Source organism: Paracoccus albicereus (assembly GCF_024359525.1).
Lineage (GTDB): Bacteria > Pseudomonadota > Alphaproteobacteria > Rhodobacterales > Rhodobacteraceae > Paracoccus > Paracoccus albicereus.
Genome location: NZ_JAKZEU010000001.1, coordinates 183,870 through 210,418 on the forward strand (window position 1 = coordinate 183,870; position 26,549 = coordinate 210,418).

The following is a 26,549-nucleotide window of genomic DNA, read 5'->3' on the forward strand; positions in this document are numbered from 1 at the left end:
GATCGGGCGTGACACCAAGGCCCGACCTCGTTGCCCCGTCGGATTTCATCCCATGGCACCCCCCATTCCGCATCGCCCAGAGATCGCGCCTGACGCGCCGAGCGCCGCGCGCAAGCCGGTCGATCCGCGAAGCACGCGCCAGATTTTCACCGCCGGCCTGATCCAGGCCGCGCCGCTGATGCTGGTGATTGTACCGTTCGCGATGCTCTTCGGCGTCGTCGGCAGCGATGCCGGTCTGAGCCTGGCCCAGATCATGGGTTTTTCGACGCTCGTGCTGGCGGGTGCGTCACAGTTCACCGCCGTCCAGCTGATCAACGACAACGTGCCGCTGGTTCTGATCTTCATCTCTGCGCTGGCGGTGAACCTGCGCATGGCGATGTATTCGGCCTCGCTCGTGCCTTGGTACGGGCAGGCGGGATTGCGCGATCGTGCGCTGATGTCTTTCCTGCTGGTCGATCAGACCTATGTGCTGGGGCTGGCCTTTTCCGAGGCCAATCCCGACACGACGCTGCGCCAGCGCCTGGCCTATTTCCACGGCACCGCGCTGCCGATCTGCCTTGGCTGGGTGGTCTTCACCTATGTCGGCGTTGCGGTCGGCAATCTGATCCCGGAAAGCTGGCCGCTGGACTTCGCGCTGCCGATCACCTTCCTTGCGATGATCGCGCCGATGCTGCGGACCAGCGCGCATCGCCTGGCGGCGCTGACGGCGGTCGTCGTCGCGCTGCTGCTGGTCTGGATGCCATCAGGTCTGGGTCTTCTGATCGCCTCGGGCGCCGGCATGGCGGTCGGGGCCTGGGTCGAGACGCGCGCCGAACGAAGCCACGCGGTTCGCAGTGAGGCCGGGACATGAGCGACGCGACGATCTGGTTCGTCATCATCGTGCTGGGGATCGGGACATTCCTGATCCGATTCTCGTTTCTCGGCGCGCTCGGAAATCGGCCGCTGCCGCCGGTCGTTCTGCGCCTGCTGCGCTATACCCCGGTCGCGGTCCTGCCCGCGCTGGTCGCACCGCTGGTAGTCTGGCCGCAAGCGACGGGCGGTGAAACCGACCCCGCGCGGCTTTCGGCGGCGATCGTCACGGTGCTGGTCGGCGTCGTCGCCCGCAGTATGATGGCCGCCATCGCGGCAGGCGCCATCACGCTGGTGGGCATGCTTCAGTTTCTGGGATAGCCGACGACGACGCCGTCCTTCTGGCGCAGCAACACATCGTGGTTGTTGGCCGGATCGCCGTCCTGATGGCGACGCGAGGTCACGTTCGGCAAGGTCAGGAACCAGTTGCGCAGCTTGATCGGCGAGAAGCCCGACGGCGCGCCCTCGAAACCCGGCACGCGCTGAAGGACCGAACCGGTCGCGACGGCGCAGAAGCTTTTGTTGACAGCGCCCTGTGCCTCGGCCGCACGGATCGCCTGCTCCGCGACGGCGGGCGAGACGATCACCGTGTCCTCGGCGACCCAATAGGTCGAGCGGGCATGGTAATCGATGTAGAAATTCTTGAAGTTCGGCGTGATCCCGTAAAGCACGTCGTTGCGTTCGGGGATGCGCGGATGGCGCCAGCTACCGGCCGGGTCGAAGATGACCCGCTGGCTGCCGTTGATCATCAGCGCGGAATGACCGCCTTCGCCGCGCGGAATTCCGATCACCGTGAACAGCGTGATCGAGGGCGGTTCGTCGGCGACATAGCGCGCCGCGCGCACAGCCTCGTCGCTGGCCCAGATGTTTTGCGCACCGCAGGCCGACAGGGCGGCGGGCAGTGCAGCGGCAAGGAAGACGCGTCGCTTCATCTATCGAAATTCATTCTATCGAGGCGCGGCGGTCAGGAATTGACCAGCGCCATGAAGATCAATGACAGCAGCGACAGGATCACGCCCCAGGTCAACAGCTTGATGAAACCGGCAAATGTCTTGCGATGCTCGGTGATGTCCATCGAGCCTTGCTCGTGTTCGTCGATCTCGTGATGGCCTGCCATGGGATCCCTCGTGGTTCTCTGCAATGTCCGATAGCGGATCGATGCGCGCCTGTCACGCCCCCCACAGCACCGCACCGTCCCTTTCACCAGCCTTGTGAACGCGACCCTGCCTGCGCAGGTGGTTCACATGGGCCACAGCCTCGACCAGCGCGAGACCGAACTCTCCGCGTCCGATCGGTCGCTTGAACAGCGTTTCGAAGGCATCGACGGCGCTCATCGGGCGCAGCGCCATCGCGGCCTCCATCCGGTCCAGCGCCGAGACGTGGTTCTCGATCAGCTGGCCCAGCCTGTGTGGCAGGCCGGTGAACGGCAGCTTGTGGCCGGGCAGGACAAGATGCCGCGGTTCGGCCAGCTCGGCAAAGGCCCGACAGGACGACAGCCACTCGCCCACCGGATCGGCATCCGGTTCGCTGGGATAGACGCCGAGATTGGGCGAGATCGAAGGCAGTAGCTGATCGCCCCCGATCACCAGATCATCGCTTTGCGACCACAGCGTCAGATGCTCGGGCGCATGACCGTGACCCACGCGCACGAGCCAGTCGCGCCCACCGAAGAGAATGCGATCGCCTTCGGTCAGCCGGGTATAGCCAAGCGGCAGCGGATGCACGACATCGGCGAAGTTGAAGGGCCTTTCGGCAGCCCGTTCGGCCAGCAGATCGGCCGGCATCCCGGCCCGGCGCCAGAATTCCAGCGCCTGCGGAACGGGGCGCGGCTGATCGTCCAGCACCAGCATCCGCGCCATCAGCCACGCCGTCCGGCTGGTCAGCAGCGCAGCACCCCGGCCCTGGAACCAGCCAGCCAGACCCAAGTGGTCAGGATGGTGGTGCGTAGCCAGCAGGCGTGCGACCGGGCGCCCCGCCAGGGGACCCGCCAGCAGCGCCTCCCAGATGGCGCGGGTCCGGCGCGAGTCGAAACCCGTATCCACGGTGGTCCAGCCATCGTCGTCCGCGAAGGCGAAGGCGTTCACATGGTCCAGCGCCATCGGCAGCGGCAACCGCATCCACAGGACGCCCGGTGCGATTTCCTGCGCCTCGCCCTCGGCGGGCGGCTCGGAGAAGGGCGTGCGGATCCCGCCGCCCGTCACGTCAGCCCCAGGGCTTCGTCAGAGACGGCGTTCAGATCCGCGACGCCCGCAGCCGCTTCGGCGAGATCGGCAGCATAGCGCGGCAGAATGCGATCCAGATAGATCCGCGCCAGCGCCTTGTGGTCATCGTCCCCTGCCTGCGCGGCACGAAGATGATAATAGGCACCCAGCACCCGCGCGAAGGCCGACAGATAGGGCGCCGCTCCGGCGAAGCGATCCTCGGGTGCGCGCGCGACCATCCGCGCGGTGGCATCGCTGAGCGTTTCAGCGGCCTTCCACAATTCCTCGACCCGCTCGGGGTTGACGTGGCTCATCTCGCGCGCGCCGTCCATCACCTCGTCCAGCAGCGCCTGCGCCGCCGCGCCCTCGTCCATCAGCTTGCGGCCGACCAGATCCATCGCCTGAATGCCGTTCGTCCCCTCGTAGATCGGGGTGATGCGGACATCGCGCAGGAATTGCGAAGCGCCGGTCTCTTCGATGTAACCCATGCCGCCATGGACCTGCACACCGGCATCGGCGACCCGGACACCCACATCGGTGCCGTAGGCCTTGGCGATCGGGGTCAGCAGCGCCGCGCGTGCGGCCCAGTCGGCATCGCCCGTCGCGCGCGCCATGTCGGTCGCCGTCGCGCAGGCCAGACAGATCGCGCGCGCGGCAAAGATTTCGGCCCGCGCGACGGCCAGCATGCGACGAACGTCGGCGTGGCCCAAGATCGGCCCCATCTGGTCGCGGTCGCGCGCGTAGGCGACCGCCTGCTGCAGCGCGGCTTCGGCGACGCCGACGCCCTGGACACCGACACCAAGGCGGGCGTTGTTCATCATCGTGAACATCGCGGCCATGCCCTTGTGCTCCTCGCCGATCAGCCAGCCGGTCGCGCCCTCGTAGCTCATCACGCAGGTCGGGCTGCCGTGAATACCCAATTTGTGCTCCAGCGAGACGACCTTGAGACTGTTGGCCACGCCCGGCTTGCCTTCGGCATCGGGAATATATTTCGGCACCATGAAGAGGCTGATCCCGCGCGTGCCCTTTTCGCCATCCGGCAGCCGCGCCAGAACCGCGTGGCAGACATTCCCGGCGAAGTCGCTGTCACCCCAGGTGATGTAGATCTTCTGGCCGGTGATCTTGTAGGTTCCGTCGCCCTGCGGTTCGGCCTTGGTCGTCAGCGCGCCGACGTCGCTGCCCGCCTGCGGCTCTGTCAGGTTCATCGTGCCAGTCCACTCGCCCGAGATCAGCTTGGGCAGGTACAGCGCCTTCAGCTCGTCGCTGGCATGATGCTCCAGCGCCTCGATCTGGCCCTGGGTCAGCAGCGGATTCAGCTGCAGCGCGAGACAGGCCGAGGACAGCATCTCGTTGACTGCCATGTTCAGGGCCTGTGGCAGGCCCGCGCCGCCATGATCGGGATCGGCTGAAAGACCGATCCAGCCACCCTCGGCAATGGCCTGAAAGCCCGCGTCGAAACCGGGCGAGGTCCGGACGACCCCGTTTTCCAGCCGCGCCGGGTTCAGGTCGCCCGCGCGGTTCAGCGGTGCCAGAACATTGGCCGCCATCCGGCCTGCCTCGGTCAGGATCGCATCGACGGTATCGTCCGTAGCCTCGGCGTAACGCTCGGTTCCGGCCACCTTGTCGAACGGCACGACGTGTCGCAGGATGAAGCTGATCTGATCGACCGGGGCCTGATAGGGCATGGTTCCTCCGCTGCGCGCGACTTGGCAACGATACCGCCTGCGGGTAACAGCGCGCGTCAGCCGGCATACTAGAGACGGTCGGCTTTCCCGCAACCCGAACCCCGCGTCATGATGGAAACCCTGCGACTCAAGGCGGATCAGGATGGTATCGCGCAGGCCGCCGTGCTGCTGCGCGCCGGCGAATGCGTCGCGATGCCGACCGAGACGGTCTACGGCCTCGCCGCCGATGCGACCAATGCAGAGGCGGTCGCGCGGGTCTATCAGGCGAAGGGCCGACCCTCCTTCAATCCGCTGATCGTGCATTTGCCCTCGGTCGAGGCCGCGCAGGCTGTTGCCCGCTTCGATGCCGAGGCCGAGCGTCTGGCAGCCGCCTTCTGGCCCGGCGCGCTGACTATGGTCCTGCCGCTTCATCCACGGGCGGGGATCGCGGGGATCGTGACGGCAGGTCTCGACAGCGTGGCCTTGCGGGTTCCTGCCCATCCGGTCGCACGCGCGCTGCTGCTGGCGGCGGATCGTCCGCTCGCCGCACCGTCGGCGAACCCCTCGGGCCGGATCAGTCCGACGACGGCGGATCATGTGATCGACGAACGGACCGGTCTCGGCGGCCGGATCGCTGCGGTGCTGGATGCAGGTCCCTGCGCCGTCGGCGTGGAATCGACAATCGTCGGCTGGCAGGACGGCTCCGCTACGCTGCTGCGCCCCGGCGGGATTCCTGCAGAGTCGATCGAGGATGCTCTGGGCGCCCCCTTGGCGCGACCGGCGACCAATGCACCGCTGACCTCGCCCGGTCAGCTTGCCAGCCATTACGCGCCCGAGGCCAGCCTGCGCCTGAATGCGACCGAGGCCTTGCCAGGAGAGACGCTGCTGACCTTCGGTCGGGCCGGCGATTTCAGCCTGTCGGAATCTGGTGACTTGGTCGAAGCTGCGGCGCGCCTGTTCGACATTCTGCACAAGGCCGACCGCACCGGTCGCCCGATCGCGGTGCAGCCGATCCCGGATCACGGTCTGGGGCGCGCGATCAACGACCGGCTGCGCCGGGCGGCAGCCCCCCGCTAGGCGCGACCGGACATCGTCGACAAGGTCGAGGGATCGATCCCCTGCGCCTTCAAGGCGATGTCCCATTTCGGGCTGTCGGCGGGCGCGAAGATCAACTCCTCCCCGCTTTCGCCGGTCAGCCAACCGTTCGCCGCCATCTCATCCTCCAGCTGTCCGGGACCCCAGCCGGCATAGCCGAGCGCCAGCACCGCCGCTTCGGGACCGTCGCCATGGGCGATGTCCACAAGGATGTCGCGGCTGGTGGTCATCGCAAGCCGCGGACTGATGCGCAGAACACCATCTTCGGGTTCCTCGTCGTCTTCCGGCAGCAGATGCAGCACGAATCCGCGCGCGGGCTCGACCGGTCCGCCGAAGCGTACCTCGACCGGCGTCAGGCCATCCTCGGTCTTGATCTCCAACTGTTCCAGCAGGTCCGAAAAGCTGACATCCGGCATCGCCCGATTCAGGATCAGACCCATCGCGCCTTCGTCGGAATGGGCGCAGACCAGAACCACCGCCCGGGCGAAACGCGGGTCTTCCATGCCCGGCATCGCGATCAGGATGCGGCCGGTCAGGTTGGTATCATCACGAAACGAGGTGGGCATTGTCATGGCTGCTCCTTTTCCTGAAAGATCGGCACTGGCCCGCATCTATACAAGCCCCGGCCAGCGCCGAGCGCGCTCCGCGCGCGGTTGTGACTTCAACGCCAGCGTCGCCACGCCTAGATTGGCCCGCATGAAAAGACTTGCCCTTGCCGTGCTGTTCGCGTCGTCGATCTGCGGACCCGTTCTTGCAGAGACCTTGCCCCCCGGTCTTCGGTCCGCCACCCTGCTGCCCGGATGGGTGACGCAGGACGGCAATCGCATGGTAGCATTGGACCTGCAGCTGGAACCCGGCTGGAAGACTTACTGGCGCAAGCCCGGCGATAGCGGCATCCCGCCGGAATTCGACTGGTCCGCAAGCACCAATGTGGGCGCCGTTACGCCACATTGGCCTGCGCCAGAGGTCATCGTCTCGGGTGACGATCGGACGCTGGGGTTCCACGATCGTCTGGTCCTGCCGATCGAGATTCAGCCCGAAGCGAAGAGGGAGCCTGTCGCGGTCTCGCTCACGGTCAGCTTCGGTTTGTGCGAGACGATCTGCGTGCCGGCCAACCTTTCACTGGAAGCGTCATCACCGCTGCCCGAGCGCGATCCCCTGATCGATGCGGCGCTGGCAGCCGAGCCGGTGATCAGCAGCGAGCGGCCCACCTGCGGCATTGCCGCCATCGACGACGGCATGCGCGTTCATGCCCGCGTCCCGTCGCGCGGTGGACCGCAGGCCGTCGCGATCGAATTGGCGGATGCGCCAGATGTCTGGGTTTCAGGCGCCGATATAGACGACAGCGGGACTGCCGTGGCCGATCTGGTCGGACCGAGCCGTGAACCTTTCGAGGTTGACGAAAGCGCCCTTGTCTTCACCGCCATCGATGATGGGCGCGCCACCGAATACCGCGGCTGCGACCGCGCCGACTAGGATCGCCCCGCCGCCATTTCGTCCAGCCTGGCCGACAGCGACAGCAGGTCGGCCCAAGCCTCTCGCTTGGCGATGGGCGTCTTCAGCAGATAGGCAGGGTGGACCATCGGCAGGGCCGGGCGGCCGAACGCCTCGGCCCACTGACCGCGCATGCGCAAGATCCCCTGTCTCCCCAACGCCGCCGCGCAGGCGAGATTCCCGAACAGCACGATCACCTCGGGCTGCGCCAGTTCGACGTGACGGCGGAGGAACGGCAGGCTCAGCTCGATGGCCTCTGGTGCGGGATCACGGCCTGTCGGCGCGCGCCATGGCAGAATATTGGCGAGGTAGAGCGCGCGTTCGGCGTCGACGGCATCGCGCGAAAGGCCGATCGCCGCGAACATCCGGTCCAGCATCGCACCCGGAGGACCCGCGAAGGGCCGGCCTTGAACATCATCGTCATCATCGGGCGCCTCGCCCAGCACCATCACACGCGCGTCGGGCCGCCCGTCGGCAAAGCAGAATCGGCGCGCGCCCTTCTTCAGGTCGATCCCGTCGAAGCCTTCCTGAAGGGCCGCAAGCTCTGCCAGCGTCGTGGCACGCCCGGCCAGGGCGTGCGCCTCGGACAGCAGGGCCGCGTGATCTGGACTGGCGGTCGCCGCCGGACGCTCGGACGTTGGCGGGGCAGCAGGATTCGGAAGCTGTTCTGCTGCGACAGGGGCTGGCGTCCGTTCGGCAATGTCGAACCTGTCCAGCGGTTCGTCCAGAATCGCCTCGTCCGCGCCCATCTCGGCCTGCCATTGCAGCAGCGCCAGAGCCGTATCCGCGTCCACGTTCGCACCCAGATATCGCACCGCATCGTCCATCGCGCGACCCTATCGCGGGCTTCAGTCCGCGACCAGCATGTAGCCGGTTCCCCGGACCGTCTGCAGATAGCGCGGCTCTTTCGGGTCGGTCTCCAGCTTGCGACGCAGGCGGGTGATCTGAACGTCGATGGCGCGCTCGCTGTGTTCGCCTTCTTCGGCCTGACCGCCACGGCCCAGATCCTCGATCAGATCGGAACGGCTGACCGGCTGGCCGCGGCTGGCCGCGAGCCTGCGCAGCAACGCCTGTTCCGATCCTGTCAGGCGCACCAGCGTCTCACCCTGCCACAGATCGCCCTTTTCGGTGTCGTAACGCAGCGCGCCCAGCGTCAGGAACTTGGGCTGGGCAACCTCGACGACCGGCACCCGTCGCAGGATCGCACTGATCCGCAAGAGAAGCTCGCGCGGCTCGAACGGTTTGGGCAGATAATCGTCCGCGCCGCTTTCCAGCCCGGTGATGCGATCCTCGGTCTCTCCGCGCGCGGTCAGCAGCAGAATGGGCGTCTGCATGGTCTTGCGCAGATCGCGGGTCAGCGAAAAGCCGTCCTCGCCCGGCATCATCACGTCCAGCACGATCAGGTCGAATTCCAACCCGCCCAGCAATCGCCGTGCCTGCGCGGCGTCGCGGGCCAGCGTGACGTAGAACCCCTCGCGTTCCAGAAACCGACGCAAAAGCGCGCGGATGCGGGCGTCGTCATCGACGATCAGAACATGCGTGTCGGGGCTGGCCATGCAATCAATCCGGCAGTTTCATCACGGCCGGATCAATCCGGCAGCTCTTTCATTGCCTGATACTGTGCGCGCGTTTCGCGGTCCATCATCGCCTCCAGCACCAGCCGGAAACCGGCGACGGCCTGCGGGCCGGCGGCGCGATAGGCCGCCCGCATCCGCGCCCGCTGCGCCTCGGACAGGCGACGTTCCAGCGCGGCGCCCGCGTCGGTGACGTGAAGCTGCCGCTCGCGTCGGTCACGACGCCCGATGCGGCTTTCGACCAACCCATCCTCGATCAGCGTTCGCAGGACGCGGTTCAGCGATTGCTTGGTCACGCCCAGCACGGCCAGCAGCGAGGTCACGGTCAGTCCCGGGTCGCGGTTGATGAAATGCAGTGCGCGATGATGCGCGCGGCCGTAATCCATTTCAGACAGAATCTGGTCGGGATCGGCGGTGAAAGCGCGGTAGGCGAAGAACATCGCCTCGATCCCGCGACGAAGCTGATCGTCGGTCAGAAACAGCAGGCTTTCGCCGCCGATCCCGACATTGTGCACCTTGTCGCGCATCCTGTTCCTCTCGACGATATGGCAGTCTTGTTGACTTTCTAGGAAACGGTTGCTAGCGGTCAAGCCGTGTTGCGAAAGATTTTGGCACTCTGAGCCGAATCTGCGCAATTTGTGGAAAGCCGCGGCGATGGAGAGCAAGATGGCTGGCGCGTATGACGACCGAGACGGCAAGATCTGGATGGACGGCAACCTGATCGACTGGCGCGATGCGCAAGTCCACGTGCTGACCCACGCGCTCCATTACGCCAGCTCGGTATTCGAAGGCGAGCGCTGCTATTCCGGCAAGATCTTCAAGGGTCACGAACATTCGCTGCGGCTGATCGAATCGGCGCGACTTCTCGACATGACGTCACCCTACGGCGCGGACGAGATCGACGCGGCCAAGCAGGCCGTGCTGGAAGCGAACGGGTTCACCGACGCCTACGTTCGTGCGGTGATGTGGCGCGGCTCGGGCGAGGACATGGGGGTCTCGGCCCGCAAGAACCCGGTTCGGATGGCCGTCGCGGCATGGGAATGGGGCAGCTACTATGGCGATGCCAAATGGCAGGGCGCCAAGCTCGACATCGCCAAATGGAAACGACCCAGCCCGGAGACGATTCCGACCGCCGCGAAGGCCGCCGGACTCTACATGATCTGCACCATGTCCAAACATGCGGCCGAAGAGAAAGGCTGCTCTGACGCCTTGTTCATGGACTGGGAAGGCTACGTGGCCGAGGCGACAGGTGCGAACATCTTTTTCGTCAAGGATGGCGAGATCCACACGCCACTGGCCGATCGCTTCCTGAACGGCATCACCCGCCAGACGGTTATCCAGATGTTGAAAGACAAGGGCCTGACGGTCCATGAGCGCCGTATCCGCCCCGAGGAGATGGCTGATTTCAGTGAGTGCTGGCTGACCGGCACCGCGGCAGAGGTCACGCCCGTCGGACAGATCGGTGAATACCACTTCCAAGTGGGCCAGACCACGCGCGAGGTCGCCGAGGATTACGAGGCACTCGTCCGCTCGTGAGCCACACCCTTGCCCATGTCGCGCTGGTGGTACCGGATTACGACGAGGCGATCCGGTTCTACGTGGAGGTGGTCGGCTTCCAGCTGACCGCCGACATCGACCAGTCGCAGCAGGGCAAGCGATGGGTTCTGGTCCAACCTTCAGGCGGCGGCGCCTCGATCCTCCTGGCGCGAGCCTCGACAAACGATCAACGGGCGGCCATCGGCAATCAGACCGGCGGCCGCGTGTTTCTGTTTCTGGACACCGACGACCTCGACCGCGACCTTTCCCGGCTGCGCGATGCAGGGGTGCGCATCGTTCGCGAACCCGTCGATACCAGCTATGGCCGGGTCGCGGTCTTTGCCGATCCGTGGGGCAATTTGTGGGATCTGATCCAGCGCAGATAGAAACGCGTGGGGATCAGGTCTCGCCGCCCCTGTCGATCCGTGTGAATTCCCGCAACTTGCGATTGCCGTCACCAGCCGAGCGTGGCCGTTCATGCAGCGCGACGGTGGACGGGTGACGTCCATTCTCGCGTTCCTGGCGGGTGTATTCGCGCATCCGGGCAGCGCCGGTCTCGCGCGGTTTATCACTGAGATGTCGGGTCATGGTGATCCTCCTCACCATGCCAATATAGACCAGATCCGCCCGAAATTCAGCCCTGAACGCGGATCAGGCCGCCTTGATGCCCTGTGCCGCGGCCAGAACCGCGTGCAATGCGGTCGGGTCATCATTGGCACGCAGCTTCTGGCGCAGATCCGAATCGCGCAAACTGCGAGAGACCAGCGCCAGCGCCTTCAGGTGGTCGACGCCCGTGTTGTTGGGGGCCAGCAACGCGAAGATCAGATCGACCGGCTGTCGGTCCACCGCGTCGAAATCGAGCGGCTTTTCGAGTCGAACAAACAGCCCCGCGACCCGGTCCAGACCGTGCAGCCGCGCATGCGGCAAGGCCACGCCCTGCCCCACGCCTGTGGGGCCAAGGCTCTCGCGTTCCTGCAGTGCATCGAGGACGTCCGAGGCGGACAAGCCATAGGCGACATGCGCAAGATCAGCCAATTCCTGAAACAAGCGTTTCTTGGAACTCACCTGCCCGAAGGACCGCACGGCCTCGGGCTTGAGGATTTCACCGATCTGCATTCAGTCCAGTCTTCCCTGCCTCAGGGTGCGGGGCCACACAAGATTTGTCAAACGGCGACCCCGCTGGTCACGGTCGTGCGCAACGGCCGATCCGTGTCAGCCTGCGCTGCGGGGATCGATCCAGCCGACGTTGCCGTCCTCGCGGCGATGGACGACATTGACGCCCCCGTGCTTCTCGTTGCGGAACACCAGCAGGGGCGAACCCGCCAGCTCCATCTGCATCACGGCGTCGCCCACCGACAGGGTCGGAACACGCGCCTCCATCTCGGCGATGATGATCGGTTGCAGGCCGGTTTCGTCCCGCGATTCCCACTCATCCTCGTCGGCGGCCAGCACATACATGCCGGCTTCCATGAATTCAACCGGACTGGAGCGATCCTTGTGGTGGTCCTTCAGGCGGCGCTTGTAGCGGCGCAATTGCTTGTCCATCTTCTCGCGGCACGCCTCGAACGCGGCATAGATCTCGGTGTCCGACCCCTTTGCCTGGACGGTCAGCCCGCTCGACAGATGGGCGACCGAATCGCACAGGAAAAGGTGGCCATCGCGGGAAAAGGTGACGGTCGCATCGGTGGGTCGCTGCGAATATTTCTCAAGCGTTTCGCTCAGTTCCGTTTCAACATGCGTGGACAGGGCATCGCCAACGTCGAGTTGTTTTCCGCTGATGGTGTAGCGCATTGTCGTTCCTTTCAGATGGTCCGGCTGGCGCGCCAGACCGGACAGGTCTCGCGGGCCAATCGGAACGAGGCGCACCGGCCTCGCTTAAAATAAGTTGGTGACACTCCGGTCTGCCTGTCAACGGCTCGGCGATATTCCGCACAAGAATCCGCGCTTTGTCGCGACGGGGAGCGCGAACCGGCTTCGTGCGTTAAGACACGTGACGCGACGATTGCCGTTGAAAACCGAAAGGCACCGCAATGACCCGAGACCTGTTCAATCCCTCTATCACAGCACTCGCCGTTGCGCTGGCGCTGTCGTCTCCCGCCATCGCGCAGGACGCGGCCGCGACTTCGCCAGACGCTGCGATGAGTGGGGCAGATGCAGAACCGGCAGAAACCAGCGAGCAGGCGGCCCAGACTGGCGAGACAGAGCCGCCGTTGGCCGATAATGCGGCGAACACGCCGGCGAGCGAGGTAGCGGGAACCAGTGATACTGGCACCGAGATGACGGACACGGCCGACGCGGGCGCAATAGACCCCGCCACTTGTCCCGCGCTTGCCGTGATCGAGGATGAGCGCAGCAAGATTGAACGCGTGCTGAAACTGGTTACGGACGATCTGGCACAGCCCTCGAACCTCAACACCGCCTATCAGGGTCTGCAAAACGCAATCGCCGAATCGCTCTCTGACGCTGATTACGATCCGGACTGCTACAAGGCCACAATCGAGGCCGTCCAGCCGCTCTCGACGGATGAGATCAGCGGCGTGCAGTCAACGGCGCTGTCTATGCCGGTCGTGAATGTCTGGGCCGACCAGTGCGGCGAGATGACGGACGCTGATGGGATCTTCGTCTGCCTGCAGAATACCGGCGATGCCATCGGCGAAGGGCTGTTGACGGATGCTCAGGCGATTACGCTTGTCAACGCCTTGCCGCTTGAGAATGTCGAGATGGACGACAATCAGGTCGACAGCCTCTTGATGGCAGTCAAGGAACAGGTGGAAGCCGGTCACCTTTCCAAAAATACGCAAAGCCAGATTGTGAACCGGGTGCTGGGACAATAGGCGGTCACAAAGCCGTGCGCGATGCGGCTGACGAAAATGTTTGCCCCACCGCGGATACGCCCCTCATACTGGACGGACGCACGACAGCCACGCACACTTTCACCCGATGAGAGGTTACGATGAGCCGTTTACCGTTCACTGTCCTGACCATTGCCGCCCTGACCCTCGGCACGGTGCCCGTGGTTGCGCAAGAGGCGACCCCGGTGCCCCAGACCACGATGCCGACCCTTCCGCAGGGTGAGGCGACAGCCCAGCAAACCGTTCCGTCCGACGATGCCGCGCCGGTGCAGACGCGCCCCATGCCGGCGTCAGGCGGATCGCGCTGTGGTCATTCGAAGGGCCTCACGTCGTGACGCTCAGCCCAGGCTGAACCCCTCGCCCAGATACACTTCGCGGACGCGCGCATCCGCGACGATATCCTGGGTCGTGCCCGACATCAGGACACGCCCGTCATGCAGGATGTAGGCGCGATCGACGATCCCCAGTGTCTCACGCACATTGTGATCGGTGATCAGCACCCCGATCCCGCGCGACTTAAGGTCCTGGACCAGAGACCGGATTTCACCCACGGCGATTGGATCGACGCCCGCGAACGGCTCGTCGAGCAGAAGGAACGACGGGTTGGAGGCCAGGCAGCGCGCAATCTCGACCCGCCGCCGTTCGCCGCCGGAAAGGGCCATGGCCGGGGCTCCGCGCAGATGTCCGATGGAGAAGTCGCCCAGCAGGCCTTCCAGCGCCTCACGCCGACGATGACTGTTCGGCTGAGCAAGCTCCAGCACCGCCATGATGTTCTGCTCGACCGTCAGGCCGCGAAAGATCGACATCTCCTGCGGCAGATAGCCGATGCCCATCCGCGCACGCCGAAACATCGGCAGATTGGTTGCGTCCTGCCCGTCGATTGTCACCTCCCCCGCATCCGGCTGGACCAACCCCGCGATGCAATAGAAGCAGGTCGTCTTGCCTGACCCGTTCGGTCCCAGCAGTGCCACGACTTCGCCACGCGCCAGATCCAGCGACACGTCGCGGATCACCGGCCGGTTGCGATAGGATTTCCGCAGTCCGCGAACGCCAAGGGCGCCGGTCGTCACCCGCGTGCCGTCCATCAATTGCCGCCAGGCTGCAGGACCGAGCGGACACGCCCGTCAACCTGCGCAGAGCCCTCCGCCAGGTTTACGGTCATGCGATCGCCGCGCAGTACGTTCTGGCCCTGGGTCAGCACCACGTCGCCCGACAGCGCGATATTGCCGGTGGCGACATCGTATTCAGCCTCGGATGCTTCGGCCGCGTCCGGGCCATTGACCAGCGTCACATTGCCAGTCGCCTGAAGACGATCGATCTTTTGCTGGTCGCCATCGGCATAGACGACCGTGACCTCGTCCGCCGAAAGCCGCATCTCACCCTGCCCGATCACCACGTTTCCGGTGAAGACGGCGGTGCCGTCGGACTGGTTCACCTGCAGCGAATCCGCGGCAAGCTCGACCGGCGCGCTGGTATCGGCGCGAATGCCACCAAAGGCGACGTTCTGGGCAAAAGCGGGCACCGTCGTCAGCAGCGACAGGATCAGGACAGCGCGCGGCAAGGAAAGCATCGGCAACTCCGGAACGGACGGTCAGGGCTGATATAGCAGACGAACCCCGTCTGTGAAATTCAAGACGTGATCATCGGCGCCGCCCTCGCGCGTCAATGTCATCGCGCCCGCGGACAGATCACCGAAGGGCGCCTTGCCGCGTACCGCGCTGGGGGCCTCGATGCGGCTCTCGGCAGTGTCGGCGCGGAATTCGGGCGCGGTCAGGATCCAGCCGGAAGACGTCGTCATGCGAACGCCACCGCTTAATGTCACCCGTCCCTCGCCCATCGCGGCTTCGGGCGCGGCCAGATCGGCGGACAAACCGTCGCGCGCGCGCCATGTCAACCGCAGGCCCTGCGCATCCGTCGTTGTGTCGCCCGCCGGTATGGCGCGCGCGGCAGACAGCGAGATCGCGGCGCCGTCGTCCGTCACGCCCGCATATTCCGGCGCGGTGATCCGCTGCCCCGACGCGACCTCACCCGGCTCGGTTTCCGTATAGGGCAGTGCAGGTTCCGAACCCGGCTTGCGTGACAGCAGGAACAGGGTCGACAGGATCGCCAAGGCCGCCAAAGGCAGGATCACGCGCAGCCAGCGGACGATGCGGGTGCGGTTCATCGCGCGCTCAGACCATGCCGGCGCGCAGGCAGTCGTGGATATGCAGGATGCCGGCGGGTTGACCTTCGCCGTCCAGCGCGAACAGGCAGGTGATACGGCGGTCCTGCATCTCGGCCAGCGCAGCTTCCGCCAGCGCCTCGGGTCGGATCGTGCGGGGGGCACGGGTCATGACCTCGGCGGCGGAATGGTCCAGCAGCCCGTCCATGTGCCGCCGCAGGTCGCCATCGGTGATGATCCCGACCAGGCGTCCGTCGTCGTTCTTCACACCGGTCACGCCGAAGCCCTTCTGACTGATGGTCAGAAGCGCCTCTGACATGGGCGCGTCCTCGGTCACCATCGGCATGTCGGCATGCATCAGGTCGGCCACCCGCGCCAGCCGCGCGCCCAGCTTGCCGCCGGGATGGAAGGTGCGGAAATGCTCGGGCGTGAAGCGCCGATGCTCCATCAGCGCGACAGCCAGCGCGTCGCCCAGGGCCATCGTCATCGTGGTCGAGGTCGTCGGCACGATCCCGGTCCCGCAGGCTTCCTCGGCCCGCGGCAGAACCAAAGCGACGTCCGATTGCCGCAGCAACGTCGAATCGGGGCGCGAGGCGACGCCGATCAGCGGAATCTGAAAGCGCCGCGTATGCGCGACCAGATCGGCGATTTCAGGCGTCTCGCCGCTATTTGACAGAACCAGCGCGACATCGCCCTGCGTCACCATGCCCAGATCGCCATGGCTCGCCTCGGCCGGGTGAACGAATTGCGCGGGCGTCCCGGTCGAAGCGAAGGTCGCCGCGATCTTGCGGCCGACATGGCCCGACTTGCCCATCCCCGACACGACGACTCGTCCGGTCGCGGCCAGGATCGTTTCGACCGCTCGCGCGAAGTCCGGCCCCAACCCGTCAGCCAGCGCCGCCATGCCGTCCGCCTCGATGCGGATTACCCGGCGTGCGGTGTCGAGGTAATTCTGTGCGTCGCTCATCATCGTTCTCCGGCCTGTTCCGGTCGCCTGAAGCTAGTGGTGGAAGATGTCGTTTTCATCCCCCCAGCCCAGCAGGTCCAGATGCGCCCGCGCGGGAAGGAAGTCGAAGCACGCCTGCGCGAGACCCATCCGCCCCTCACGTTTCAGCCGCGCCTCCAGCGCGGCCTTGAGCTTGTGAAGATGCAGGACGTCGGACGCCGCATATTGCAGTTGCGCGTCCGACAGCGCCTCGGCACCCCAGTCGCTGGTCTGCTGCTGCTTCGAGATATCCTCGCCCGCAAGTTCGTTCACCAGATATTTGAGCCCGTGCCGATCGGTGAAGGTGCGCACCAGCTTGGACGCGATCTTCGTGCACCAGACCGGCGTCGTGACCACGCCGAACGCGTTTTCCAGCGCGGCGATGTCGAAGCGGCCGAAATGAAACAGCTTCAGCACCTTCGGATCGGCGAGCATCTTGGTCAGATTCGGCGCCTCGTGCTGACCCCGCGCGATCTGGACCAGATGCGCGTTGCCGTCGCCCGATGACATCTGCACCAGACACAGCCGATCCCGGCGCGGGTCGAGGCCCATAGTTTCGGTGTCGATCGCCACGATCTTGCCCAGGTCGAGATCGTCCGGCAGGTCGTTCTGGTAGAGATTGATGCTCATGCCCGTCTGGTCCGCATTTTGATTTTCGTCGCTATGGACCAGCGGGCAGGACAAATCCAGTCCGTGCCGGGCCAGCCCTTAGCCACAAACCGAAAGCCCCCCGAAACCATGCGGCTTCGGGGGGCTTTTCAGCAATGGTGCCCAGGAGAGGACTCGAACCTCCACGCCTTGCGGCACACGGACCTGAACCGTGCGCGTCTACCAATTCCGCCACCTGGGCAGGTCGCGTGAGCGGGGGATGTATCCGTGGTGTCGGGGGGTGTCAACGGGGTCCCGTGAAGTTTTGCGCGGTCACCTGCCGCCTGCCCCCATACGCGATCGGCCGAGCCGACTTGGCTTGCCCGCCCGCGTCGCGCGCGGTATCAGCAGACACGGCAGAGACGGGGGCACCTATGGCCAAACTGGTCACCATCTTCGGCGGTTCGGGCTTTCTGGGGCGTCATGTCGCCTTCGATCTGGCGCGGCGCGGCTGGCGCGTCCGCATCGCGGTTCGCCGCCCTGACGAGGCCTTGTTCACCCGGACCTACGGCCATGTGGGCCAGGTCGCGCCGGTCCTGTGCAACATCCGGGACGAGGCGTCGGTTCGCGCGGTCCTGACCGATGCGGATGCCGCGATCAACTGCGTCAACATCACCAGCCCCAAGGGCAAGAGCACGTTCCAGACCATCTTCGTCGACGGGGCGGCGAATGTCGCGCGCCTGTCGCGCGAGATGGGGGTAGAGCGGCTGGTCCATGTGTCGGGGATCGGCATCGACCCCGACAGCGACAGCAAGTATGTCGCCGCCAAGTCGCGCGGCGAGGCAGCGGTGCTGGAGGCGCGGCCCGATGCCGTCGTCCTGCGCCCCTCGGTCATGTTCGGTGAGGGTGACAGCCTTTATACCAAATTCGCCTCGATGGCCCGGTTCGGCCCGGTGGTGAACATCGCCGCTGGCGACACGAAGATGCAGCCGGTCTGGGTCGGCGACGTGGCGCAGGCCGCGGCGATCGCGGCCGAAGGTGGCGTCGCCCCCGGCATCTACCAGCTTGGTGGACCCGACGTGCTGACGTTGCGCGATATCGTTCAGCAAGCCCTGACTTCGATCGACCGGCGGCGGCTGGTGGTGAACCAGCCGATCTGGCTTGCCCGGCTGGGTGCCGGCGCCCTCGACATGGTGCAGACCGTGTCGGGCGGGCTGATCAGCAACGGCATCCTGACCCGCGACCAGCTGAAGCTGCTGTCAAAGGATAATGTGGTCGAGGATGGCGCCCAAGGCTTCGATGCCTTCGGGATCACCCCCACCGCCCCGCAGGCGGTGATCGACGATTATCTGTGGCGGTTCCGTCCCTCGGGCCAGTACGAGACGATCAAGAAATCGGCCAAGAACCTGCGCGCCGACTGATGCAGCAGGACACGATTGTCGCCGCGCTCCTCGGCGTGCTCGAGGGGCTGACCGAGTTCGTCCCCGTTTCATCGACCGGTCATGTGCTTCTGGCCGGCCGCTTCCTTGGCTTCAACTCACCCGGCAATGTCTTCGAAGTCGTCATCCAGCTTGGGGCGATCCTCGCGGTCATCATGCTTTACGCAGCCAAGCTGTGGCAGGTCTTCTCGACCGCAAGGACAAACCCGACCTCGCGCCACCTCATCATCGCGGTTCTACTGGCCTTCCTGCCGGCAGCGGTGATCGGGGTTCTGGCGCATGGGTTCATCAAGACGGTCCTGTTCGAGACGCCGATGCTGATCGCGGTGATGTTGATCCTCGGCGGGTTCGTCCTGCTTTACGTGGACCGGAACGCCCCAACGCCCCGCTTTCACCGGATCGAGGCGATCAGCCTGCCCGTCGCGCTGACGATCGGCTTCATCCAGTGTCTGGCGATGATCCCCGGCGTGTCCCGTTCGGGCGCCACCATCGTCGGCGGCCTGTTGCTCGGGGCGGACAAGCGCACGGCGGCCGAGTTCTCATTCTTTCTGTCGATGCCGACCATGTTCGGCGCCTTCGCATTCGACCTCTACAAGAACCGCGCAATCCTTGATGCATCCGCAAGCCTGAATATCGTCGTCGGCTTCGTCTGCACGTTCCTTACCGCCCTGGTCGTGGTGCGCTGGGTCCTCGGCTATGTCTCGCGGCATGGCTATGCACTTTTCGCGTGGTGGCGAATCATCGTGGGAAGCGTGGCGCTGCTGGCTCTTCTGATGACTGCGTAAGCGATACTGACCTAGTTTCGGAGCGCTATGCTCGAACCTGGTGAAGCTCGCGCCAACAAATCAGCAATTACGTCAGTAATGCTGACTTTTATTCGATTTGCACTTGGCGTAAACGCATCGGACCATTCCGACGCGGGAGGACGCAGCCTTGGCTACGCAGAAAATGCTGAAATTCGTGACCGTGCAGCGCGAGATGCCGGAAAAGCGTAGCGCCGCAGATCGCAGCGACGACTTTCATGAGATCTACCGCGAATTTGCCGACGCCAAGGCAGCCGAGCAATCCAGCCGCTGCAGCCAGTGCGGCGTGCCCTATTGTCAGACGCATTGCCCGCTGCACAACAACATTCCTGACTGGCTGCGCCTGACCGCCGAAGGCCGGCTGCGCGAAGCCTATGACGTCAGCCAGGAAACCAACACCTTCCCGGAAATCTGCGGCCGTATCTGCCCGCAGGACCGGCTCTGCGAAGGCAATTGCGTGATCGAGCAATCGGGTCACGGCACCGTCACCATCGGTGCGGTCGAAAAATACATCACCGACACCGCCTGGGAAGAAGGCTGGGTCCGCCCGATTGCGCCGCGTGAAGAACGCGCGGAAAGCGTCGGCATCATCGGCGCCGGTCCGGGCGGACTGGCCGCGGCCGACCGTCTGCGGCGTCAGGGCTATCAGGTCACCGTCTATGATCGCCACGACCGCGCAGGCGGGCTGATGACCTACGGCATTCCCGGCTTCAAGCTGGAAAAGCCGGTGGTCGAGCGTCGCAACCGCCAGCTGGAAGAGGGCGGGATCGAATTCGTGCTGAACTGCAATGTGGGCGAGGATATCAGCTTCGACGCGATCCGCGGCAAGCATGATGCGGTGCTGATCGCGACCGGCGTCTACAAGACCCGCGATCTGGATATCGACAATGCCGAAGCGCAGGGCGTGGTCCGCGCGCTGGACTTTCTGACCGCATCGAACCGGATCGATTTCGGCGACGACGTGCCCGATTTCGAAGACGGCGAACTGAACGCCAAAGGCAAGCGCGTCGTCGTCATCGGCGGCGGCGACACCGCGATGGACTGCGTCCGCACCGCGATCCGTCAGGGCGCGCAATCGGTCAAATGCCTCTACCGCCGCGACCGCACCAACATGCCGGGCAGCCAGCGCGAGGTCGCCAATGCCGAGGAAGAAGGCGTCGAATTCGTCTGGCTTTCCGCCCCCGGCAGCTTTGCGGGCACCGGCGCGGTCGAGGGTGAGACTGGTCTCGACACGCCGATTAACGATGAACAGGCGACGATCAGCGCCGTTCGCGTGCAGAAGATGCGCCTGGGCCAGCCCGATGTCAGCGGCCGTCAGACACCCGAACTGATCGAGGGCGCCGATTACGACGAACCCGCCGATCTGGTCATCAAGGCGCTTGGCTTCGAGCCCGAGGATCTGCCCAAGCTGTGGAACACCGAAGGACTGGAGGTCACACGCTGGGGCACGATCAAGGCCGATTACCGCACCCATGCGACCAGCCTGCCCGGCGTCTATGCCGTGGGCGACATCGTGCGCGGCGCCAGCCTTGTCGTCTGGGCGATCCGCGACGGGCGCGAGGCGGCCGACAGCATCATGGCGGAACTGGCCGGCGCCGGTCAGGTCGCGGCGGAATAGCGCATGTCGCTGCATCCCCGCCTGCTCGCTGCACTGCTCCTGGCCGTTCCGGCCGGGCCAGTGACGGCCGCGAACTTTACCCCGCCGCAGGGCTGCACGTTGGAGGTTACGGTTCAGAACCGCAGCTGCACGGTGAACCAGATCTATCGCTGCGAGGCCGATGCCGAGGGCGATCAATGGACGGCGACCTTTGACGAAGGCGGCCTGTCCTACCTGTCGCGCATCGACGCCGAGACGCGGTGGATGGACAGCACCACGATCGCGACCGGATTGCGCGACACGCTGGAGGACGGCGCCGCCGATGACGCCAGCTTCTCGACACTGCTCGAAACAGGTCGGGACACGTTCGATTTCTGGACCCTGTCCAACAACGGCGAGCGTCTTCACCACGTCGGCCACGACGAGTTGACGGGCGAAACCGTGACTATCGATGGGATCAAGCTGGAAAAGACCCGTTTCCGTCTGCAAACCTTCGATGCGACCGGCGAGTTGCTGATCGAGCGCGAGGGTCAGCAATACATCAACCGCGCCATGGGCCGCTTCTTCGGCGGGATCGAGACCTTCCGGGACTGGACCGGCGAATCGGGCGAAACCAACGACAGCCCCGTCACCTTCTCTTTCCCCGGTCAGCCAGGCTTTGCCAGCACCACGCCGGAATTTGACTGCGACATGATGATGGCGCTGATGCAGCGCTACGATGGCGGCGCATCATGAGCGGGACGATCCACGGACGCTGCCTGTGCGGCGACGTCACCATCGCCCTGTCGCGCTGGACGCCCGAAATCAGCGCGTGCCATTGCGCCAATTGCCGCCGTGCGGGCGGCGGGCTGATGGCCGGCTTCGACGCACCCGCCGACGCCGTGACCGTCACAGGCGAGGTCCGCCGCTTTCGCGCGGTCGATTTCGCCGAACGCGCCTTCTGCCCGCGCTGCGGCGCGAACCTGTGGCTGCGCGACGATGGCGGGGACTACGAACTGTCCCCCGCCCTCTTCGACGATGCCGCGACCTTTCCTCTGGTGCGTGAAGTCTACGCCGATTGCGCCATGCGCTTTGCGACGCTCGCGGGTGATCATCCCCGCATCGAGCGCACCGAATACGAATCCCAGAACCCCCATGTGGAGGCCTCACAATGACCGAGCTTTCGCCCGAGTGGCAGCGCCAGGAAGAAGAGCGCCGCAATTTCATGGATCAGCACAGCCTCTACCGGGCTGATGACGAACATTCGTCCTGCGGTGTGGGTCTGGTGGTCAACATCGACGGCACCGCCAGCCGGCAGGTCGTCCAGAAGGGCATCGATGCCCTGAAAGCCGTATGGCACCGCGGCGCGGTCGATGCGGACGGCAAGACCGGCGACGGTGCGGGCATCCATGTCCAGATCCCGGTGCAGTTCTTCTACGACCAGATCCGCCGCACCGGACACGAACCCGACACCGAAAAGCTGATCGCCGTCGGGCAGGTCTTCCTGCCACGCACCGATTTCGGCGCACAGGAACGCTGCCGGACGATCGTGGAATCCGAGGTCCTGCGGATGGGCCACTACATCTATGGCTGGCGCCACGTCCCGGTCGATACCGGCGTGCTGGGCGAAAAGGCCAATGCCACCCGCCCCGAGATCGAGCAGATCCTGATCCGCTGCGAAAAGGACATCGACCAGATCCAGTTCGAGCGCGAGCTTTACATCATCCGCCGCCGGATCGAGAAGGCGGCGATCGCGGCGCAGGTCGGGCAGCTTTACTTCTGCTCGCTGTCGTGCCGGTCGATCATCTACAAGGGCATGATGCTGGCCGAGCAGGTCGCGGAATTCTATCCCGACCTCAAGGACGACCGCTTCGAGTCCGCCTTCGCGATCTACCACCAGCGCTACTCGACCAATACCTTCCCGCAATGGTGGCTGGCCCAACCGTTCCGCATGCTGGCCCATAACGGCGAGATCAACACGCTGAAGGGCAATTCCAACTGGATGCGCAGCCATGAGATTCGCATGGCGTCCAACGCGTTCGGCGAAGCGGCCGAAGACATCAAGCCGATCATCCCGGCGGGCAGCTCGGATTCCGGCGCGCTAGACGCGGTGTTCGAGGTGATGGTGCGCTCGGGCCGGTCGGCGCCGATGACCAAGACCATCCTCGTTCCCGAAACCTGGTCCAAGGCCACGACCGACATGCCCAAGGCCTGGGCCGATATGTACGCCTATTGCAACGCCGTGATGGAGCCGTGGGACGGCCCCGCAGCACTTGCCATGACCGATGGCCGCTGGGTCTGCGGCGGGCTGGACCGCAACGGCCTGCGCCCGATGCGCTATGTCGTCACCGGCGACGGCCTGCTGGTCGCCGGCTCCGAAGTCGGAATGGTTCCGATTGATGAGTCGAAGGCGGTCGAAAAAGGCGCGCTTGGCCCCGGCCAGATGATCGCCGTCGATATGTGGGAGGGCAAGCTCTACCACGATGTCGAGATCAAGGATCGGCTTGCGGCCAGCCAGCCCTTCAGCGAGTGGATCGAGAAGATCGTCCAGCTCAACGACATCATGCGCGACCTGCCGGAAACGGCGCGCTTTTCGGGCGAAGAGCTGCGTCGTCGCCAGATCGCGGCGGGATTCACCATCGAGGAACTGGAATCCGTCTTGGCGCCCATGGCCGAAGACGGCAAGGAATCGATCGGAAGCATGGGCGACGACACACCCGCGGCCGTCCTGTCGGCGAAATACCGGCCGATGTCGCATTATTTCCGCCAGAACTTCAGCCAGGTCACCAACCCGCCCATCGACAGCCTGCGCGAAACGCGGGTGATGAGCCTCAAGACCCGCTTCGGCAACCTCAAGAACGTGCTCGACGAATCCAGCGCACAGACGGAAATCCTGCTGCTGGAAACGCCCTTCGTCGCCAATGGCGAGTTCGAAGAGATGACTCGCATGTTCGGCGAGGCGGTCACGCGTATCGACTGCACCTTCGCCGAGGATGCCGGACAGGACGCGATGGCCGACAACCTCGCCCGTATCCGGGCCGAGGCAGAGGATGCCGTCCGCTCGGGCGCGGGCCATATCGTTCTGACGGATGAGGATCAGGGCGTGGGCCGCGTCGGCCTGCCGATGATCCTGGCCACATCAGCGGTCCATTCCTGGCTGACCCGCAAGGGGCTGCGCACCTTCTGTTCCATCAACGTCCGTTCCGCCGAATGCGTCGATCCGCATTACTTCGCGGTGCTGATCGGCTGCGGCGCCACCACGGTGAACCCCTATCTTGCGCAGGATTCCGTGCAAGACCGCATCGATCGCGGTCTGCTGGAAGGCAGCCTGATCGACAACATGCGCCGCTATCGCGATGCGATCGACGCGGGCCTGCTGAAGATCATGGCCAAGATGGGCATTTCCGTCCTGTCATCCTATCGCGGCGGCCTGAACTTCGAGGCGGTGGGCCTGTCCCGCGCGATGGTCGCGGAATATTTCCCCGGCATGCACAGCCGCATTTCCGGCATCGGGCTGCACGGCCTGCAGGAAAAGCAGGTGGAGATTCACCGCAAGGGCTTCCACGGCGACACCACCGACCTTCTGCCGGTCGGAGGCTTCTACAAGCTGCGCCGTTCGGGTGAAAAGCACGCCTGGGAAGCCAACACGATGCGGCTGCTACAACTGGCCTGCGAAAAGGCCAGCTACGACACCTGGAAGCAGTTCTCGAAGACGATCCGGGCCAATCCGCCAATCCACATCCGCGATCTTCTGGACATCAAGCCGCTGGGCAAGCCGGTCCCGATCGAGGAGGTGGAATCGATCACCTCGATCCGCAAGCGCTTCGTGACGCCGGGCATGTCGCTGGGCGCGCTGTCGCCCGAAGCGCACATGACGCTGAACATCGCGATGAACCGCATCGGCGCGAAATCCGACAGCGGCGAGGGCGGCGAGGACCCGGCGCACCACCACCCGCTACCCAACGGCGACAATCCGGCGGCGAAGATCAAGCAGGTCGCTTCCGGCCGGTTCGGCGTGACCGCGGAATACCTGAACGCCTGCGAAGAGCTGGAAATCAAGGTCGCGCAGGGTGCCAAGCCCGGCGAAGGCGGGCAGCTGCCCGGCATGAAGGTCACCAAGCTGATCGCGCGGCTGCGTCACTCGACGCCGGGCGTGATGCTGATCAGCCCGCCGCCGCACCACGACATCTACTCGATCGAGGATCTGGCGCAGCTGATCTACGACCTGAAGCAGATCAACCCGCGCGCCAAGATCACCGTGAAGCTGGTGGCCTCGTCCGGCGTCGGCACGATCGCGGCGGGCGTTGCCAAGGCCAAGGCCGACGTGATCCTGATTTCGGGCCATAACGGCGGCACGGGCGCCTCACCCGCGACCTCGATCAAGTTCGCGGGTCTGCCGTGGGAGATGGGCCTGACCGAGGCGCATCAGGTTCTGGCCATGAACCGTCTGCGCGAACGCGTCACGCTGCGCACCGATGGCGGTCTGCGGACGGGCCGCGACATCGTCATGGCGGCGATGATGGGGGCCGAGGAATACGGCATCGGCACCGCCGCCCTGATCGCGATGGGCTGCATCATGGTCCGCCAGTGCCAGTCGAACACCTGTCCGGTGGGCGTCTGCACGCAGGACGAACGCCTTCGCGCCATGTTCAACGGCAGCGCCGACAAGGTCGTGAACCTGATCACCTTCTACGCCCAGGAAGTGCGCGAGATCCTGGCCGAGATCGGCGCCCGGTCGCTGGACGAGGTGATCGGTCGCGCCGATCGGCTGACCCAGGTCAGCCGCGGGGCCGCGCATCTGGACGATCTGGACCTGAACCCGCTGCTGATCACCGTCGATGGCGCGGACAAGATCGTCTACGACCGCTCGAAACCGCGCAACGCGGTGATGGACACGCTGGATTCTGAGATCATTCGCGACGCCGAGCGCTTCTTCAGCGATGGCGAAAAGATGCAGCTCAGCTACGCGGTCCGCAACACGCACCGCACCATCGGCACGCGCACATCCAGCATGATCGTCAGCACCTTCGGCATGCGCAATGACCTGCAGCCCGATCACCTGACGGTCAAGCTGACCGGCAGCGCCGGCCAGTCGCTGGGGGCCTTCGCGGCGCCGGGGCTGAAGCTGGAGGTCTCGGGCGATGCCAACGACTATGTCGGCAAGGGCCTGTCGGGTGGCACGATCGTCGTGCGTCCGCCGATGATCAGCCCGCTGGAAGCGGCCGACAACGTCATCATCGGCAACACCGTCCTTTACGGCGCGACCAAGGGTTACCTGTTCGCGGCTGGCCGCGCGGGCGAGCGCTTCGCGGTCCGCAACTCGGGCGCCAAGGTGGTGATCGAGGGCTGCGGCTCCAACGGTTGCGAATACATGACCGGCGGCGTCGCGGTGATCCTGGGCCGGATCGGCGCGAATTTCGGCGCCGGCATGACCGGCGGCATGGCGTATCTCTATGACCCGCAGGGCATCGCCCGCGACTACATCAACCCGGAAACGCTGGTGATGTGCCCGGTCACCCAGGACCATTGGGAAACCGAGCTCAAGGAGCTGGTCGAGCGTCACGTGCGCGAAACAGGCTCTCGCAAGGCCGCGGCGATCCTGCAGGACTGGACGACCGAGCGGGGCAACTTCCTGCAGGTCTGCCCGCAGGAGATGCTGTCCCATCTGCCCCACCCGATCATGCCGGTCGAGGAAGAGCGCGCGGTCCCGGCCGAATAGGGCGGGACTGACC

30 protein-coding genes and 1 tRNA gene are annotated in these 26,549 nt (G+C 65.2%); 14 read left to right on the forward strand and 17 right to left on the reverse strand.

Features of this window, described 5'->3' with window-relative positions:
- Positions 1–52 precede the first annotated feature (52 nt).
- Together MLD63_RS00965 and MLD63_RS00970 are read left to right on the forward strand one after the other, a co-directional pair.
- The gene (locus tag MLD63_RS00965; RefSeq protein ID WP_255327967.1) at positions 53–850 is read left to right on the forward strand and encodes an AzlC family ABC transporter permease; all 798 of its coding nucleotides are present in this window, start codon (positions 53–55) and stop codon (positions 848–850) included.
- Positions 847–1,170: an AzlD domain-containing protein gene (locus MLD63_RS00970; RefSeq protein ID WP_255327968.1), complete on the forward strand. Its 324-nt coding sequence runs from the start codon at positions 847–849 to the stop codon at positions 1,168–1,170. Before MLD63_RS00965 ends, MLD63_RS00970 begins: the two co-directional genes overlap by 4 nt.
- On the opposite strand, the gene MLD63_RS00975 is transcribed toward MLD63_RS00970, so the two are convergent.
- The 4 genes from MLD63_RS00975 to MLD63_RS00990 are packed head-to-tail and all read right to left on the reverse strand — an operon-like array spanning position 1,155 to position 4,735.
- Entirely contained in the window at positions 1,155–1,781 is a 627-nt protein-coding gene (locus tag MLD63_RS00975; RefSeq protein WP_255327969.1) for a hypothetical protein, read from the reverse strand. The genes MLD63_RS00970 and MLD63_RS00975 overlap by 16 nt on opposite strands.
- A gap of 32 nt (positions 1,782–1,813) precedes the next feature.
- A complete protein-coding gene (locus tag MLD63_RS00980; RefSeq protein WP_255327970.1) occupies positions 1,814–1,966 on the reverse strand; it encodes an aa3-type cytochrome c oxidase subunit IV in 153 nt (50 codons plus the stop codon).
- Positions 1,967–2,018: 52 nt separating this feature from the next.
- A complete protein-coding gene (locus MLD63_RS00985) occupies positions 2,019–3,050 on the reverse strand; it encodes an MBL fold metallo-hydrolase (RefSeq protein ID WP_255327971.1) in 1,032 nt (343 codons plus the stop codon).
- The gene (locus MLD63_RS00990; protein WP_255327972.1) at positions 3,047–4,735 is read right to left on the reverse strand and encodes an acyl-CoA dehydrogenase; all 1,689 of its coding nucleotides are present in this window, start codon (positions 4,733–4,735) and stop codon (positions 3,047–3,049) included. The genes MLD63_RS00985 and MLD63_RS00990 overlap by 4 nt, the downstream gene beginning before the upstream one ends.
- A 111-nt stretch (positions 4,736–4,846) precedes the next feature.
- On the opposite strand from MLD63_RS00990, the gene MLD63_RS00995 reads away from it, so the two are divergent.
- Entirely contained in the window at positions 4,847–5,791 is a 945-nt protein-coding gene (locus MLD63_RS00995) for an L-threonylcarbamoyladenylate synthase (RefSeq protein ID WP_255328470.1), read from the forward strand.
- Here MLD63_RS00995 and MLD63_RS01000 read toward each other — a convergent pair.
- Positions 5,788–6,381 (reverse strand): YqgE/AlgH family protein, encoded by a 594-nt coding sequence (locus MLD63_RS01000; protein WP_255327974.1) that lies wholly within the window; start codon positions 6,379–6,381, stop codon positions 5,788–5,790. The two genes, MLD63_RS00995 and MLD63_RS01000, sit on opposite strands and share 4 nt — an antisense overlap.
- Positions 6,382–6,505: 124 nt before the next feature.
- Here MLD63_RS01000 and MLD63_RS01005 point away from each other — a divergent pair, with 124 nt between their 5' ends.
- Positions 6,506–7,285 (forward strand): protein-disulfide reductase DsbD domain-containing protein, encoded by a 780-nt coding sequence (locus MLD63_RS01005; RefSeq protein WP_255327975.1) that lies wholly within the window; start codon positions 6,506–6,508, stop codon positions 7,283–7,285.
- Here the strand turns inward: MLD63_RS01005 and MLD63_RS01010 are convergent.
- From MLD63_RS01010 to MLD63_RS01020, 3 genes are read right to left on the reverse strand one after another with little or no spacing between them, the layout of a single operon-like run.
- A complete protein-coding gene (locus MLD63_RS01010) occupies positions 7,282–8,130 on the reverse strand; it encodes a uracil-DNA glycosylase (RefSeq protein WP_255327976.1) in 849 nt (282 codons plus the stop codon). The two genes, MLD63_RS01005 and MLD63_RS01010, sit on opposite strands and share 4 nt — an antisense overlap.
- A 21-nt stretch (positions 8,131–8,151) precedes the next feature.
- Positions 8,152–8,859, reverse strand: a complete 708-nt coding sequence (locus MLD63_RS01015) for a response regulator (protein ID WP_255327977.1) — start codon at positions 8,857–8,859, stop codon at positions 8,152–8,154.
- A 32-nt stretch (positions 8,860–8,891) separates the two neighbouring features.
- The gene (locus MLD63_RS01020; RefSeq protein WP_255327978.1) at positions 8,892–9,404 is read right to left on the reverse strand and encodes a MarR family winged helix-turn-helix transcriptional regulator; all 513 of its coding nucleotides are present in this window, start codon (positions 9,402–9,404) and stop codon (positions 8,892–8,894) included.
- Positions 9,405–9,543: 139 nt separating this feature from the next.
- Here MLD63_RS01020 and MLD63_RS01025 point away from each other — a divergent pair, with 139 nt between their 5' ends.
- Both MLD63_RS01025 and MLD63_RS01030 read left to right on the forward strand, forming a co-directional pair.
- Complete coding sequence (locus MLD63_RS01025) at positions 9,544–10,413, forward strand: branched-chain amino acid aminotransferase (protein ID WP_255327979.1); 870 nt, start codon at positions 9,544–9,546, stop codon at positions 10,411–10,413.
- A complete protein-coding gene (locus MLD63_RS01030; protein WP_255327980.1) occupies positions 10,410–10,799 on the forward strand; it encodes a VOC family protein in 390 nt (129 codons plus the stop codon). Before MLD63_RS01025 ends, MLD63_RS01030 begins: the two co-directional genes overlap by 4 nt.
- 13 nt (positions 10,800–10,812) lie before the next feature.
- Here MLD63_RS01030 and MLD63_RS01035 read toward each other — a convergent pair whose 3' ends face one another.
- The 3 genes from MLD63_RS01035 to hpf all read right to left on the reverse strand — a co-directional run bounded on the left by MLD63_RS01035 (position 10,813) and on the right by hpf (position 12,204).
- Complete coding sequence (locus MLD63_RS01035) at positions 10,813–11,001, reverse strand: hypothetical protein (protein WP_255327981.1); 189 nt, start codon at positions 10,999–11,001, stop codon at positions 10,813–10,815.
- A gap of 63 nt (positions 11,002–11,064) precedes the next feature.
- Complete coding sequence (locus MLD63_RS01040) at positions 11,065–11,529, reverse strand: PTS sugar transporter subunit IIA (RefSeq protein ID WP_255327982.1); 465 nt, start codon at positions 11,527–11,529, stop codon at positions 11,065–11,067.
- Between the two features lie 96 nt (positions 11,530–11,625).
- A complete protein-coding gene (hpf, locus tag MLD63_RS01045) occupies positions 11,626–12,204 on the reverse strand; it encodes a ribosome hibernation-promoting factor, HPF/YfiA family (RefSeq protein ID WP_255327983.1) in 579 nt (192 codons plus the stop codon).
- A 239-nt stretch (positions 12,205–12,443) separates the two neighbouring features.
- On the opposite strand from hpf, the gene MLD63_RS01050 reads away from it, so the two are divergent.
- Together MLD63_RS01050 and MLD63_RS01055 are read left to right on the forward strand one after the other, a co-directional pair.
- Positions 12,444–13,247 carry a hypothetical protein gene (locus tag MLD63_RS01050; protein WP_255327984.1) on the forward strand — a complete coding sequence of 268 codons (804 nt, stop codon included), beginning with the start codon at positions 12,444–12,446 and terminating at the stop codon, positions 13,245–13,247.
- A 119-nt stretch (positions 13,248–13,366) separates the two neighbouring features.
- Positions 13,367–13,600: a hypothetical protein gene (locus tag MLD63_RS01055; RefSeq protein ID WP_255327985.1), complete on the forward strand. Its 234-nt coding sequence runs from the start codon at positions 13,367–13,369 to the stop codon at positions 13,598–13,600.
- A gap of 3 nt (positions 13,601–13,603) precedes the next feature.
- Here the strand turns inward: MLD63_RS01055 and lptB are convergent, their stop codons facing one another.
- From lptB to MLD63_RS01085, 6 genes are all read right to left on the reverse strand, one after another.
- Positions 13,604–14,350 (reverse strand): LPS export ABC transporter ATP-binding protein, encoded by a 747-nt coding sequence (gene lptB / locus MLD63_RS01060; RefSeq protein ID WP_255327986.1) that lies wholly within the window; start codon positions 14,348–14,350, stop codon positions 13,604–13,606.
- Positions 14,350–14,835 (reverse strand): lipopolysaccharide transport periplasmic protein LptA, encoded by a 486-nt coding sequence (gene lptA, locus MLD63_RS01065; protein ID WP_255327988.1) that lies wholly within the window; start codon positions 14,833–14,835, stop codon positions 14,350–14,352. The genes lptB and lptA overlap by 1 nt, the downstream gene beginning before the upstream one ends.
- 21 nt (positions 14,836–14,856) lie before the next feature.
- Positions 14,857–15,429: a hypothetical protein gene (locus MLD63_RS01070; RefSeq protein WP_255327990.1), complete on the reverse strand. Its 573-nt coding sequence runs from the start codon at positions 15,427–15,429 to the stop codon at positions 14,857–14,859.
- 7 nt (positions 15,430–15,436) lie between these two features.
- Entirely contained in the window at positions 15,437–16,396 is a 960-nt protein-coding gene (locus MLD63_RS01075) for a KpsF/GutQ family sugar-phosphate isomerase (protein WP_255327991.1), read from the reverse strand.
- A gap of 30 nt (positions 16,397–16,426) precedes the next feature.
- Positions 16,427–17,041: a ribonuclease D gene (locus MLD63_RS01080; RefSeq protein ID WP_255327992.1), complete on the reverse strand. Its 615-nt coding sequence runs from the start codon at positions 17,039–17,041 to the stop codon at positions 16,427–16,429.
- Between the two features lie 135 nt (positions 17,042–17,176).
- Positions 17,177–17,261: transfer RNA gene (locus MLD63_RS01085), tRNA-Leu, on the reverse strand.
- Positions 17,262–17,433: 172 nt separating this feature from the next.
- Here MLD63_RS01085 and MLD63_RS01090 point away from each other — a divergent pair.
- From MLD63_RS01090 to gltB, 6 genes are all read left to right on the forward strand, one after another.
- A complete protein-coding gene (locus MLD63_RS01090) occupies positions 17,434–18,420 on the forward strand; it encodes a complex I NDUFA9 subunit family protein (protein WP_255327993.1) in 987 nt (328 codons plus the stop codon).
- Entirely contained in the window at positions 18,420–19,223 is an 804-nt protein-coding gene (locus tag MLD63_RS01095; RefSeq protein WP_439957600.1) for an undecaprenyl-diphosphate phosphatase, read from the forward strand. Before MLD63_RS01090 ends, MLD63_RS01095 begins: the two co-directional genes overlap by 1 nt.
- A gap of 148 nt (positions 19,224–19,371) precedes the next feature.
- Positions 19,372–20,859 carry an NAD(P)-dependent oxidoreductase gene (locus MLD63_RS01100; RefSeq protein ID WP_255327994.1) on the forward strand — a complete coding sequence of 496 codons (1,488 nt, stop codon included), beginning with the start codon at positions 19,372–19,374 and terminating at the stop codon, positions 20,857–20,859.
- 3 nt (positions 20,860–20,862) lie between these two features.
- Positions 20,863–21,573 (forward strand): hypothetical protein, encoded by a 711-nt coding sequence (locus MLD63_RS01105; protein WP_255327995.1) that lies wholly within the window; start codon positions 20,863–20,865, stop codon positions 21,571–21,573.
- Positions 21,570–21,992 (forward strand): GFA family protein, encoded by a 423-nt coding sequence (locus MLD63_RS01110; RefSeq protein WP_255327996.1) that lies wholly within the window; start codon positions 21,570–21,572, stop codon positions 21,990–21,992. The genes MLD63_RS01105 and MLD63_RS01110 overlap by 4 nt, the downstream gene beginning before the upstream one ends.
- 50 nt (positions 21,993–22,042) lie before the next feature.
- Positions 22,043–26,536 (forward strand): glutamate synthase large subunit, encoded by a 4,494-nt coding sequence (gene gltB, locus MLD63_RS01115; RefSeq protein WP_439957615.1) that lies wholly within the window; start codon positions 22,043–22,045, stop codon positions 26,534–26,536.
- The last annotated feature ends 13 nt before the right edge of the window (positions 26,537–26,549 follow it).

Coding starts and splice junctions, on each gene's coding strand:
- MLD63_RS01020 (WP_255327978.1), bottom strand. CDS start 9,404: ATGCGCGACAAGGTGCACAATGTCGGGATCGGCGGCGAAAGCCTGCTG.
- lptB (WP_255327986.1), bottom strand. CDS start 14,350: ATGGACGGCACGCGGGTGACGACCGGCGCCCTTGGCGTTCGCGGACTG.
- MLD63_RS01035 (WP_255327981.1), bottom strand. CDS start 11,001: ATGACCCGACATCTCAGTGATAAACCGCGCGAGACCGGCGCTGCCCGG.
- lptA (WP_255327988.1), bottom strand. CDS start 14,835: ATGCTTTCCTTGCCGCGCGCTGTCCTGATCCTGTCGCTGCTGACGACG.
- MLD63_RS01025 (WP_255327979.1), top strand. CDS start 9,544: ATGGCTGGCGCGTATGACGACCGAGACGGCAAGATCTGGATGGACGGC.
- gltB (WP_439957615.1), top strand. CDS start 22,043: ATGGATCAGCACAGCCTCTACCGGGCTGATGACGAACATTCGTCCTGC.
- MLD63_RS01090 (WP_255327993.1), top strand. CDS start 17,434: ATGGCCAAACTGGTCACCATCTTCGGCGGTTCGGGCTTTCTGGGGCGT.
- MLD63_RS01040 (WP_255327982.1), bottom strand. CDS start 11,529: ATGCAGATCGGTGAAATCCTCAAGCCCGAGGCCGTGCGGTCCTTCGGG.
- MLD63_RS01010 (WP_255327976.1), bottom strand. CDS start 8,130: ATGGACGATGCGGTGCGATATCTGGGTGCGAACGTGGACGCGGATACG.
- MLD63_RS00970 (WP_255327968.1), top strand. CDS start 847: ATGAGCGACGCGACGATCTGGTTCGTCATCATCGTGCTGGGGATCGGG.
- MLD63_RS01075 (WP_255327991.1), bottom strand. CDS start 16,396: ATGATGAGCGACGCACAGAATTACCTCGACACCGCACGCCGGGTAATC.
- MLD63_RS00990 (WP_255327972.1), bottom strand. CDS start 4,735: ATGCCCTATCAGGCCCCGGTCGATCAGATCAGCTTCATCCTGCGACAC.
- MLD63_RS00975 (WP_255327969.1), bottom strand. CDS start 1,781: ATGAAGCGACGCGTCTTCCTTGCCGCTGCACTGCCCGCCGCCCTGTCG.
- MLD63_RS01110 (WP_255327996.1), top strand. CDS start 21,570: ATGAGCGGGACGATCCACGGACGCTGCCTGTGCGGCGACGTCACCATC.
- MLD63_RS01080 (WP_255327992.1), bottom strand. CDS start 17,041: ATGAGCATCAATCTCTACCAGAACGACCTGCCGGACGATCTCGACCTG.
- MLD63_RS01095 (WP_439957600.1), top strand. CDS start 18,420: ATGCAGCAGGACACGATTGTCGCCGCGCTCCTCGGCGTGCTCGAGGGG.
- MLD63_RS01015 (WP_255327977.1), bottom strand. CDS start 8,859: ATGGCCAGCCCCGACACGCATGTTCTGATCGTCGATGACGACGCCCGC.
- MLD63_RS00995 (WP_255328470.1), top strand. CDS start 4,847: ATGGAAACCCTGCGACTCAAGGCGGATCAGGATGGTATCGCGCAGGCC.
- MLD63_RS01005 (WP_255327975.1), top strand. CDS start 6,506: ATGAAAAGACTTGCCCTTGCCGTGCTGTTCGCGTCGTCGATCTGCGGA.
- MLD63_RS00980 (WP_255327970.1), bottom strand. CDS start 1,966: ATGGCAGGCCATCACGAGATCGACGAACACGAGCAAGGCTCGATGGAC.
- hpf (WP_255327983.1), bottom strand. CDS start 12,204: ATGCGCTACACCATCAGCGGAAAACAACTCGACGTTGGCGATGCCCTG.
- MLD63_RS00965 (WP_255327967.1), top strand. CDS start 53: ATGGCACCCCCCATTCCGCATCGCCCAGAGATCGCGCCTGACGCGCCG.
- MLD63_RS01070 (WP_255327990.1), bottom strand. CDS start 15,429: ATGAACCGCACCCGCATCGTCCGCTGGCTGCGCGTGATCCTGCCTTTG.
- MLD63_RS01055 (WP_255327985.1), top strand. CDS start 13,367: ATGAGCCGTTTACCGTTCACTGTCCTGACCATTGCCGCCCTGACCCTC.
- MLD63_RS01050 (WP_255327984.1), top strand. CDS start 12,444: ATGACCCGAGACCTGTTCAATCCCTCTATCACAGCACTCGCCGTTGCG.
- MLD63_RS01105 (WP_255327995.1), top strand. CDS start 20,863: ATGTCGCTGCATCCCCGCCTGCTCGCTGCACTGCTCCTGGCCGTTCCG.
- MLD63_RS01000 (WP_255327974.1), bottom strand. CDS start 6,381: ATGACAATGCCCACCTCGTTTCGTGATGATACCAACCTGACCGGCCGC.